Below are 11,794 nucleotides of genomic sequence, written 5' to 3' on the forward strand. Positions count from 1 at the left end.
ATGAAACGTTACATCATCAATCTTTTGATCACATTTTGTATGATCTTTACAGCCTTAGTGTTGATTTACTGTTTCACATTTGGATCGATGCCGATTTACATTTTAGAAGCGATCATTTCCAATTCCTTTTTTTCAAGCGCCCTGACTTTCTTGCTATACCCAAAACAAACATATAGCCATCAACGGATTCTTTTTCAACAAATCCTATATATTGTCCTTGTGATGTGTATGATAATGACAACTATCATTATCGTCAGCGGTGAAATCAGTCTTCTTTCGTTCATCGTGAATTTCCTTGTGGTCATGGCATTATTCTTTTTAATTAAGTACCTATTGTATAAAAAAGATCAGGCAACCGCTGCGGAAATCAATGACCTTTTACAGCAGCGAAAAAAACGAACTACATCTTAATATGCATCTTAGGGTTAAAAATTGACAGGTTAGGAAGATTTGATTGAGGTTTCTGCTTGATTCCACTACTCTGACATTAGAGGAGGAATCAACAATGAAACCAATGACAATCATTCGAAAAGCTGTGCTTCTACTGCTGTTTTCTTTAATTATTCCAACAAGTGCAGGTGTCTATATATCCATCAAAGAAGTGACCGATCCTATGACCATCTATATCATCAATGGCTGTGCCATGCTGGCTGGGTGTCTTTTTCTTCTATTGATTATTCAGAAAAGCCGTTTTCACTTGAAAGAAATAGGCTGCCGAAAAGGGGCTCTCGGGATGTGGGTCATTCCCATCCTTATCATCGAGGCCATCCCGTTCATCGCTGGATTAAACACGGATTTATCCCTCTCTTCCTTTACGGCACTTTGCTTCTTCATGGTCTGTGTCGGTATTTTTGAAGAAGGTATTTTTCGCGGCATTCTGTTTCAATATTTAAAGCAAATCAATCTAAGCACCGCCATATGGGGTTCCGCCGTACTATTCAGTCTTGGTCATGCTGCGAATCTTTTAAGTGGAAAAAGCCTCACCTTAACCGTTGCTCAAATCCTATTCGCCTTCTTATTTGGATTCGTTGCAGCTGAAATTGTGGCACTCACAAACAGCCTGCAATGGGTCATCATATGGCACGCAGTGCATAATATCGTGGATCAAATGACAAATGGGCAAACATCTGTGGAATTGCAAATGCTTTTACTGTCAATTCAATGTGTCATTTTGCTTGTTCTTGCGGTGGTGTTGTGGAGATATTTAAGGACGAAGAAAGTGAAATACAAACAATAAAAATATCAGTAGATAAGGGAAAATGACGAATGAGACGTGTGTGTGTGTATACAACCAGCTTAGAAAAACGAAAAGAAGCGAGGTTATATCTTGGGAATATTCGATAACGAAATTACATTTATTGGATTTTTAATAATAGCATTTTTAATATCTTTGTTTTTATCAACAATTAAACTAAAAATCCAACTGTTAATGATTCAAACAAAACTTGGTACAAAATTGGTAAACTTCATCGGAGATGTTCTTTTATCTGAAAGAAATTTACCACGGTTTAGTAAATCATTATTTTTAGTTTTATATTTTTCTTTGTTTATTGTTCAATGTGAATTTGGAATCAAATTTATTGAATATCAAAATCAATATTTTAATTTAGTTAGTGTATATGGATTTGTTGTTGGACTTTTAAGTATCTATGGTATTTATATAGGTTTTTTGCAATTTTTAGTTGGTGACAGTGATAAAGTTAAATATTTAGGAAGAAGTAAAATTAAACATTTAGCAGATACGTCTATTTGGTATCAGATTACGCAAACTAAACCATTTCTATTGATATTATTTTTAACTATTACTTCTCCTATTCTAATTATTAATACTAATGGAGAACTGAAAGACAATCTAATCTTTGCCTGGCAAACAAGTGTTACAATGCTATTTTGGATTTACATCTTTTTAATTGGAATGAGCCTACAAATTATCCGCATGCTATTTCTAATAAAAGGAAAATCAGATATAGGATTAGAACATACTATAAATGAATCAATATCTAAAAAGTATTATAGACTATTCAGAAAAATGTATAAAAGTAAGTTTGATTATGACGATATAAGATTTTTCTTTAGAGTTCTCAAATATGATATCTCAAAATTAGATAATCATTCAATTGGCTACTTCTTAAACAAAGTATTTTCTAAAATAGATATTGAGGTAGGCTCAAAATATGGAAAATTCAAAAGGATCCGAATCGAGAAACATCGTTTTGGGGAAGAAGAAATTTATTTATATGATAATTACAAAAGATTCATATACAAAAAATGGGAATACTTATCTGATATTCAAAAGGAAATTGATTGGTACTACTTAAAAAAAATTATTGACCAAGATATGTACACTTTTAACCGTTTATTAGATGAATCACCAAAGTTATTAGAAAAAAATATAAATGAACTTGATTTTAGTTCAGTCTTAAATAAACAAATAGGAAATATTCATATTTATTTATTCGATCTGTTAATAGAAGAAGCAGTTTCTGATTCAACTAAAATGGAGGAGTTGTATACAGATATCAAAAAAAACAATTTCAACATGAAATTTAAGTCAGAAAAAAAGAACAAAACAACTGATTTTTTAAAATATTATTCTAAAATCGAGAAATACAAATGGGAGAAAATAGCTCAAAAATATCTAATTTCAGAATCTCAGTTTGACCTACCTACCTTTTCGAGATACGACAATGATGAACTGTTTTCAAAAGCAGTGTTTGATTACTTAATTAGAAGTCATGGTAATTTAAGAGAGAACATTTCTGAGAATGAAAAATTGGAAAAGCTAATTTCTTTATTGAATAAGGAATACCTCATTGCCTATTCATTATATCAATTACTTTACCCAGCTAATGAAAAGTGGAATGATAATACTTTATATTTCAAAAGAAAATTAATAAATGCATTTCATTGGGCTGAAGAGGACGAGAAAAAAAATTTATATTTTTCATCCGCCAAAATAGTTGCAAAAACTAATATAAATCACAGAATCACATTCAAAGTGCTAACGACTATTTATACAGACAGAGAAAAGCAAATTGAAAATATGGACTACTATGATCAATTTGCTTATAGTCGGATCTCACCTCTTAAAATATTATTGATTCAAGCGATATTATCACCTAACAACAAATATTTACATAAAATTGTCCTAACAACACAACAAACAGAAACTGATTTAAGGATGATTAAAAATCTTTGTATTGAATTTTTACGTGCCGTTGATAAAATACCAAAAATAACGAAATATGAAGAGTTAACAAATTCAATGGAATATTTACTACGAGAAATACCTCTAGATATGAAAAGCATAGTTGATGATTTGAATATAGTCAGTCTGTTGTATTATGAATTCATCGTAAATTATAAAATGAGAGTCTCGGCAAATAATCTATTTCTTGAGTCTATCACATATGGAAATGGAGGAGACACATATATTATTTTAAACAGAGAATCTATATTCACATTTTTTGCGTTAAAAATTACTGATAGTAGATATGAACAAAATTTCAAAAACACACAGTTTTTAGATGCGTTTAAAACTGGTGGAATATCTATCCTTGATAGAATAGATATGACATTAGATGAATATCTAGAAACAATTTATGAAAAACTTAAAAATTCAGTCCACGGAAAAATTGGGAAGGCTAGTTTGAGGCAGCTTTCTATTAAATTAGAAAAAATTCTTTTTGGTTAACTTTTTTATTAATAGCTTTCATAAAACTAAAAACAAACAATGCAACACCGATCATACAAAAGAGCCGAAACTGTTGTTATCAAACGAACCCGGCTCTTTTGTATGCCTACCCCCACTCAATCTTAGTAGGCGACTTACTCGTAATATCATACACCACGCGATTAATATGCTTCACATCATTGACGATACGAGTTGATATCTTATCAAGCACTTCCCAAGGGATTCTTGCCCAAGTCACTCATCATACCATCAATAGATGTAACTGCACGGATGCCGATTGTGTATCGTATCCTATGACACTACTTTATGTAAAAGATTATACCTAGCCATTCATTAAAGCATTTCAAGAAAAAGAGAACCAAATAAAAATATGGGTCACAGTGAAATATTTAGTTGATTGTTTAGGGGCTCAAAGAAAATAAAATTAAAAATGAAGATAGGCACCCAGAGGACAAAAAAAATCAATTAAAAAAGATATCTCTATCCCTATCTCTTTTTTGTAAACTTGGTATAATAGAAAAAATCAGAAAAATTAGAATGCGATGATAAGGAATAGTACTTGCCGAATTGTTTTCAGAAAGTTGCTGGCTGATGAGAAGCAATAACAAAAGGCAAGGAACTCACCTTAGAGTAGCCTTAGTGAAATGAAAAGGATTGATGTAGTTAAGGTCGGCACCCCACCGTTATATGGGAAGGATATAAGATCAAACAATCTGTATCCGAATAAGGGCATGATAATGTTTGTTTATCATGAAACAGGGGTGGTACCGCGTAAGAAGAAGTCTTTCGTCTCCAAGGTAAATATTGGGGATGAAAGGCTTTTTTATATTCTATTTTCTAGGAGGAATCGATGATGTTTAACCACAAAAAATACGAAAAGAAATACTTTCTGCCACCGAACCTTACTTATGATTGGGTGAAGAAAGAAACATTAGAACGTGCTCCGATATGGTGCAGTGTGGACTTACGGGATGGAAATCAAGCATTACCTATTCCTATGAACTTAGAAGAAAAATTGGATATGTTTCAGTTACTAGTAGAGATCGGTTTTAAAGAAATTGAAATCGCATTTCCAGCTGCTAATGATACGGAGTTTAAGCTATTACGGACACTGATTGATCGTCATATGATTCCAGACGATGTCACGATTATGGTGATCACGCAAGCGAGAGAGCATATTATCCGCCGAACCTTCGAAGCCATTAAGGGGGTACCGAAAGCGATTGTTCATTTATATAATTCAACTTCAGAAGCGCAGCGCAGACAAGTATTTAAGAAAACAAAAGATGAAATTAAACAAATTGCCATTGATGGAGCTATTTTAGTAAAAGAACTGGCCGAAAAAACAGAAAGTGATATTTATTTTCAATATAGTCCTGAAAGCTTTCCAGGAACAGAAGTGGATTACGCTTTAGATATTTGTAATAGTGTTTTAGATATTTGGAAACCGACACCACATCACAAAGCGATCATCAATATTCCGACAACAGTTGAATATTCAATGCCTCATATCTTTGCAAGTCAGATTGAGTATATACACAAAAATTTGTCTTACCGAGACAATGTGACATTATCTGTTCATCCTCATAATGACCGCGGGTCTGGGGTGAGTGATGCAGAATTTGGTGTGCTAGCTGGCGCAGAAAGAGTCGAAGGGACATTATTTGGTATCGGTGAACGTACAGGGAACGTAGACTTGATTACCTTGGCGTTGAATATGTACTCACAAGGTTATGATCCAAAATTGAATTTCAATAACCTAGAAGCGATTCGTAAAAAATATGAAAAACTAACAAAAATCACTGTTCATGAGAGACAGCCATATTCTGGGGAGATGGTTTTCACCGCATTCTCTGGGTCACATCAAGATGCGATATCTAAAGGGATGAAATATAGAAAGGAACATCATGTTGATAAATGGGACGTTCCGTATATCCCAGTAGATCCAGTTGACCTGGGGAGGAATTATCAAACGGATGTGATTCGAATCAATAGCCAGTCTGGAAAAGGTGGCATAGGTTATATCCTAGAAACAAATTATGGCATTCAACTTCCTTATCAAATGAATGAAGCCATGGGATATGCAGCGAAGAAAGTATCTGATCAGACAAATAGGGAATTGTCTGTCGAAGAAATATATCATGTTTTTGAAGAACAGTATGTTGATTTTCACCCTCATTTCCAGCTGCTTGATTATCAATTTCATAAAGGAGAGAAACAAGAAGTCTCCTTAACTTTGCTGAAAGATCATCAACAAATTGACATACAAGGAACTGGCACTGGAAGTTTAGATGCAATCAGTAATGCGTTAAAAGCACATTTTCATCTCGAGTATGATTTGGAAGTCTATGAACAGAATTCTTTGGGCAAGGATTCTCAAGCAAAAGCCTGTGCACAGATTGGTATTTCATATCAAGGAAAAATGCATTGGGGTGCTGGAATCGATAAAGATATTATAGAAGCAACAGTAAAGGCCCTGGTGGTTGCAGTAAATAGACTAGAGGTTTGTATGTAGATGGAAACAGCTACACTTGAAAAACATGAAGCGATGCAATATTTAAGAGAGTACAACGAACAAGAAATCTTTTATCAACAATACCAACAGAAAAAGCATGACAATCAATCATTGCAATTATTTTTGAAGGATTATGATCAAAACAATTTCATGCAAAAGCAAATATATATAGAAGAATTTTTGCTAAGAGGGCAGAACGAATTTGAAAAAGAGGATACAATGTGGTTAGGTCAGGAGAAAGATATCGAAGTGAGAAAGTATAGCCGTTTTATGCCTCAATTGTCGGCTATCCATGATTTCTTTGAGATGATTTATGTTCTAGAAAATGAGATGTATGTAGAAGTGGAAGATAAAAAAATCGCTTTAAAATCAGGAGATATTGCCTTTATTCCACCTGACACAATACACAAGCCAATTGTAATGGAGAATACAATCGCAATCCAAATCATGATCCGTAAAAGTACTTTTCAAAAAGTGTTTTTTAAAATGTTAAAAGGAAATCATGTCATTTCAGAGTTCTTTTTGAATGCATTGTATATAAAAGAAAATAAACATATTCTTATTTTCCATAGTCACTTGGATAAAAACTTGCTAGACTGCTCTCTTCAACTTTTCACAGAAAATCACAATCGATTTCCTAGTTACCAGTTGATTATGAATAATTTGTTTGAGGTATTATTATGTCTCTTATTAAGATTCAAACCAAGTCATATGAACGTCGTTCAGGTCAAACAATATAGTGATATACGTATGATTCAAATGCTTCAATATATTCAGCAATGTTGTGAGCATATAACACTCCAGAAGATGGCAGAGAAATTTAACCTTTCACAATCTTATCTGTCAAAATATATAGCTCGTAAAATCGGCAAATCATTTAGTGAAATTCGACAAGAAATAAGATTGGAAAAAGCCTGCGAAATGATAACCGGTAGTGAATTACAAATAGATGATATTGCGGGAGCCGTTGGTTATCAAAATGTAGAGCATTTTATTCGTTTATTTAAGAAAAAGTATCATCTAACACCACATCAATATCGTTTAAATAATAGATCATGTCAAATCAATACTAATAAAAAGGAGACATCATCATGTCAATCAAGAAAGTAAAAGGTTATTTTAAACAATATGAGATGGATACTCGAATTCAGGAATTTTCAGTATCTAGCGCAACCGTAGACTTGGCTGCTTCTGCACTGGGCTGCGAACCTGAAAGAATCGCAAAAACACTTTCCTTTCTAGTAAATGGACAAGCTATTTTAGTTGTGACCTCTGGTGATGCAAAGGTTGATAACAAAAAATTCAAGGTATATTTTAAAACAAAAGCGAAAATGCTGCCTCCTCATGAGGTCGTTGACTTGGTCGGTAATGAAATTGGCGGAGTATGTCCTTTTGCTATAAAGAATGGCGTTTCTGTTTATTTAGATATGTCACTCAAACGTTTTGAGACAGCCTATCCAGCCTGCGGGAGCAGTAACAGTGCTATTGAACTCACAATAAAACAATTAGAAAAACACTCCGGTTATTCACAATGGATTGATGTGTGTAAGGGATGGAATGATGAATGAACACATGAAGACGGAAGGAAAAAGTGCAACATAAAAAAGAGCTAGAAACCCTTGATACACAAAGGTTTCTAGCTCTATTATAGCTATTCCCACTCAATCGTAGCAGGCGGCTTACTCGTAATATCATAAACAACACGGTTCACATGCTTCACTTCATTCACGATACGAGTTGAGATTTTTTCAAGTACATCCCAAGGGATTCTTGCCCAGTCACTCGTCATCCCATCAATCGAAGTAACAGCACGGATACCGATTGTGTAATCGTATGTTCTTGCGTCACCCATGACACCTACGCTGCGGATGTCTGGGAGGACTGTGAAGTATTGCCAGATGTCGCGCTCAAGGCCGAAGTTGGCAATTTCTTCTCGTAGAATCGCATCAGATTCACGGACGATTTCTAGTTTTTCTTCAGAAATTTCACCTAGGACACGGATCCCTAGTCCTGGACCTGGGAATGGCTGTCTCCAGACGATGTCGTCAGGAATGCCTAGCTCTGACCCTAGAGCACGAACTTCATCCTTGAATAGTGTATTGAGTGGCTCAATCAATTCAAACTGCATGTCTTCTGGAAGACCGCCTACGTTGTGGTGAGATTTGATTGTTTGTGCCGTTGCTGTTCCGCTCTCAATGATGTCTGTGTAAAGTGTTCCTTGTGCTAAGTAGTCGATGCCTTTTAGCTTGTCCGCTTCATCATCGAATACATAGATGAATTCGTTACCGATGATTTTACGTTTTTGCTCAGGATCAGACACACCTTTTAGCTTGTTTAAGAAGCGATCTTTCGCATCTACTTTAATCACGTTCATGTTGAAACCTTCGCTAAATGTCTTCATGACCCCTTCTGCTTCGCCTTTGCGAAGAAGACCGTGGTCAACGAAAATGCATGTCAGCTGATCGCCGATGGCTTTGTGGATCAATACGGCCACAACAGATGAATCCACACCGCCGCTTAGTGCGCACAATACTTGTTTGTCGCCCACTGTTTCACGGATTTTTTGCATTTCGATTTCAATGAAGTTCTCCATTGACCATTTGCCATCACAATCACACACGCCGAAGACAAAGTTTTTCAATAGGTCATTTCCGTACTCAGAGTGACGTACCTCTGGGTGGAACTGAACGCCATAGAAATTCTTCTCAGCTAAGCTCATCGCTGAGTTTGGACAATGTGCACTTGTTGCATCAACTGTAAAGCCTTCTGGTACTTCAACGACAAGGTCGCCATGGCTCATCCATACGACTTGATCCGTAGGAAGGTCTTTGAATAAAGCAGGTGTTCCGTTAATATGGATGTCTGCTTTCCCATATTCACGCTGGCTAGCGGCTTCTACTTTCCCGCCTAAATAGTGAGTCATCAGCTGCATGCCGTAGCAAATGCCTAGAACCGGAATGCCTAGATCAAAAATCTTTTCGTCACAGCGGAAAGATCCTTCATCATATACACTGTTCGGTCCACCAGAAAGGATAATTCCTTTAGGTGCCATTTCTTTAATTTCTTCAGCAGTTAAAGTGTGCGGATGAAGCTCACTGTACACACCAAATTCACGAATACGGCGAGTGATCAGCTGATTGTACTGACTACCGAAATCGAGAACCAAAATCATTTCATTTACTAAATTTGTCATGGTGTCACCTCTATGTCCAATATAGTTTTTTATAAACGCACAGAAAAAATGAGAGGAGAAAACCTGCTCTCAGTGTGGAATCACGCTTTTGAAGCGCCCAGACTCACATCCGAACGCTTCAATTTCATGTATTTTAGAAGGTTTTAATATTCACCTATTCTAACAACAGGAAGGTACGGGGTCAAGACTATCTCCTGTTTATTAAATTTTCCCATAACTTTGCCGATTGCCGCCAAAGCGCCGATGCATCTTCTCGTCGATAGAGCGCCCGCTCATAAAGCTGCGTCAACTCAGACATGTGATGATCTCCATCCTTGTCATCGATCAAAGAAGCGAATTCTCTTAACGTCATGCCCGGCTTTTTCTCGTTCCCTCTGCGCTTCAGCTGTTTTAATAGAGCCGCATACGCATAGAAAAATGCTTCCTCATCTGGCAGACGTTTCACCTTTCGTACAATGAAGAACGGAAGCCATCTTGATCTGAATCGATAAAGCAACCAACTAATGAAGCCGAGAAGGACAATAGCACCTGCTACATAGCCCAAGATTGAACCAATATGCACCATACTCGGCTTTGTTTGAGCTGTTTGTTCCTCTTGCTGCGGCGGCTGTTCCGTCTCCTGCTGCTGCTGTGTCTGTTGATTTTCCTGTTCATCAGACGCAGGTTGATCTTCTTCATCCTTTTGATCATCCGTTTGGTCGCTGGCAGTGGTTTCATTCGTAAATGTCTCTGGGTTCGTGAACCCTTTTGTCGGTTCAAAGGTCACCCATCCCCGATTTGGAAAATAGACCTCCACCCATGAATGCGCATTGTTATTGGTTACTTCATACACATTGTCTACACCTATCTGTGTTTCATATAACTGGCCAGACGTATATCCTTTCACCCATCTAGCCGGAATCCCGATCGAACGAAGCATCACAATCATTGAGGTTGAAAAATTGTCACAATAGCCCATCATCGTATCAAATAAGAATTGATCCACATAATCTTCATTACGTCCCGGCACCGCAACATTTTGCGTTTCATATGAAAACTTTGCAGATCCTAAATAATCCTCAATTGCTTTTGCTTTATCATACATATTATCCTTCGTTTCCGTTAAACTGTTTGCCAATGTTTTCACACGCTCTGGCAATGTGGAAGGGAGCTGCAAGTATTCACGTCCGACCTGCTGATTTACCTGCTGCTTGGTCGGCACTTTGATCCGCTGTAAATCCTCAAGAATAAATGTAGGTGATAAGAAGCTGATTTGATAGTTCCCTAAATTTTCTGGCGGGTTTTGATTAGCCGGCACAATTTTTTCAGTCTTCCCCATCATTTGTAGTGGAATATTTTCCATTGGCGTCAGATTGGTCGTCCCAATTGGATAGACCGCATGATTAAAGCGATAGTCCGATTCTATATCGACTCTCATTTCATGCTCCTCTGTTTTCACACGGTCGGTAAACCACCGATTCGGCACATCGTCATCTTTTAACCGAGTAGGCTTTGTATCATTTGAAGCATCCTCCCAGCCTTTCCCGGTGTAAATACTTTTGGTTTCTACACGAAAATAAGAAGGCTCCTTTCCGCTCCATTTAAATACTGGTGTGCGGTCCTCACTAAACGGTCCTCCAAGTGACGAATCATCCGCACTATATCCCACCTTATTCTGTCCTGCCGTTCCATCTTGATTCGTAACCGCCTTAAAAAATGGTACAGGGTCAGGCCATTTCGGATCAAACTTTGGTAAAGAAGCACCGAGTGACGCTGATACAAGGACAAGTGCCAGCATGGGCAAGAACCAATTGAGACGCGCTTTCTGCGACACACGAACGCCTTCAGCCGCACGAAGTCGATCAAAATATAGCAACCCAAGCAAACAAAAGCCAAATACCATAATTCGAACAATGGCAAAGGTCGCGTCATAAGGCGTAAACGTATCCAGGATCGTGACATACACAATTGTCATAAGTAAAAAGAAAAAGATACGCTGCTGATACACAACCCAATAATGCAGCAAATAGACAAGCAGCCAAAGCAAAATATAAAACAACAATGTGCGGAAAGACGGATACATATCACTCCACATGCCCATGCTCATTAGAGAGATATTATCTTTAATATCAGCAAAAAGCGCAGCCAGATAGCTTGGCTCTGATTGATAAAAGATCAAATATAAAGCAAGCAAGATTAATCCAGCGCAAATAGGAAAGGTCACATACCACTTCAGACGAAAGAACGTAAACAAACACGTAAGCCCTATAAAAATGATGAAATAAGACGTATGACTCGTCTCTGTAAAATCTTGAAGCGGACGAAGCCACTCCCAAAGCAGCAGAAATGCTACAGCATAATAGATAAACAACTCAAAACGGCTTTGCCGCTGATGAGTATGCAGCATAAAAGT

At 36.9% G+C, this 11,794-nt stretch carries 8 protein-coding genes, 1 pseudogene and 1 other annotated feature; of the genes and pseudogenes, 6 read left to right on the plus strand and 3 right to left on the minus strand.

Going from position 1 to position 11,794, the window contains the following annotated elements:
- From BK049_RS04880 to BK049_RS04890, 3 genes are all read left to right on the plus strand, one after another.
- A complete protein-coding gene (locus tag BK049_RS04880) occupies positions 1 to 411 on the plus strand; it encodes a hypothetical protein (protein ID WP_071167961.1) in 411 nt (136 codons plus the stop codon).
- Between the two features lie 94 nt (positions 412 to 505).
- Positions 506 to 1,237, plus strand: a complete 732-nt coding sequence (locus tag BK049_RS04885) for a CPBP family intramembrane glutamic endopeptidase (protein WP_071167962.1) — start codon at positions 506 to 508, stop codon at positions 1,235 to 1,237.
- Between the two features lie 90 nt (positions 1,238 to 1,327).
- Positions 1,328 to 3,694 (plus strand): hypothetical protein, encoded by a 2,367-nt coding sequence (locus BK049_RS04890; RefSeq protein WP_071167963.1) that lies wholly within the window; start codon positions 1,328 to 1,330, stop codon positions 3,692 to 3,694.
- 106 nt (positions 3,695 to 3,800) lie between these two features.
- Here the strand turns inward: BK049_RS04890 and BK049_RS18760 are convergent.
- Positions 3,801 to 3,978 (minus strand): annotated as a pseudogene (locus BK049_RS18760) (GMP synthase (glutamine-hydrolyzing)); the annotation flags it as partial.
- 249 nt (positions 3,979 to 4,227) lie between these two features.
- Positions 4,228 to 4,491, plus strand: a binding site (T-box leader).
- Between the two features lie 56 nt (positions 4,492 to 4,547).
- Here BK049_RS18760 and BK049_RS04900 point away from each other — a divergent pair.
- From BK049_RS04900 to BK049_RS04910, 3 genes are read left to right on the plus strand one after another with little or no spacing between them, the layout of a single operon-like run.
- The gene (locus tag BK049_RS04900) at positions 4,548 to 6,209 is read left to right on the plus strand and encodes a 2-isopropylmalate synthase (RefSeq protein ID WP_071167965.1); all 1,662 of its coding nucleotides are present in this window, start codon (positions 4,548 to 4,550) and stop codon (positions 6,207 to 6,209) included.
- The gene (locus tag BK049_RS04905; protein WP_071167966.1) at positions 6,210 to 7,319 is read left to right on the plus strand and encodes a helix-turn-helix domain-containing protein; all 1,110 of its coding nucleotides are present in this window, start codon (positions 6,210 to 6,212) and stop codon (positions 7,317 to 7,319) included.
- The gene (locus BK049_RS04910) at positions 7,301 to 7,777 is read left to right on the plus strand and encodes a YbaK/EbsC family protein (protein WP_071167967.1); all 477 of its coding nucleotides are present in this window, start codon (positions 7,301 to 7,303) and stop codon (positions 7,775 to 7,777) included. The genes BK049_RS04905 and BK049_RS04910 overlap by 19 nt, the downstream gene beginning before the upstream one ends.
- Before the next feature lie 83 nt (positions 7,778 to 7,860).
- Here BK049_RS04910 and guaA read toward each other — a convergent pair whose 3' ends face one another.
- On the minus strand, positions 7,861 to 9,402 hold the full coding sequence (gene guaA, locus BK049_RS04915) for a glutamine-hydrolyzing GMP synthase (RefSeq protein WP_008355721.1): 1,542 nt from the start codon (positions 9,400 to 9,402) through the stop codon (positions 7,861 to 7,863).
- 187 nt (positions 9,403 to 9,589) lie between these two features.
- Positions 9,590 to 11,788: a transglutaminase TgpA family protein gene (locus BK049_RS04920; RefSeq protein WP_071167968.1), complete on the minus strand. Its 2,199-nt coding sequence runs from the start codon at positions 11,786 to 11,788 to the stop codon at positions 9,590 to 9,592.
- Positions 11,789 to 11,794: the final 6 nt, after the last annotated feature.

This window comes from Bacillus xiamenensis (genome assembly GCF_001857925.1).
GTDB classification, from domain to species: Bacteria; Bacillota; Bacilli; order Bacillales; family Bacillaceae; genus Bacillus; species Bacillus xiamenensis.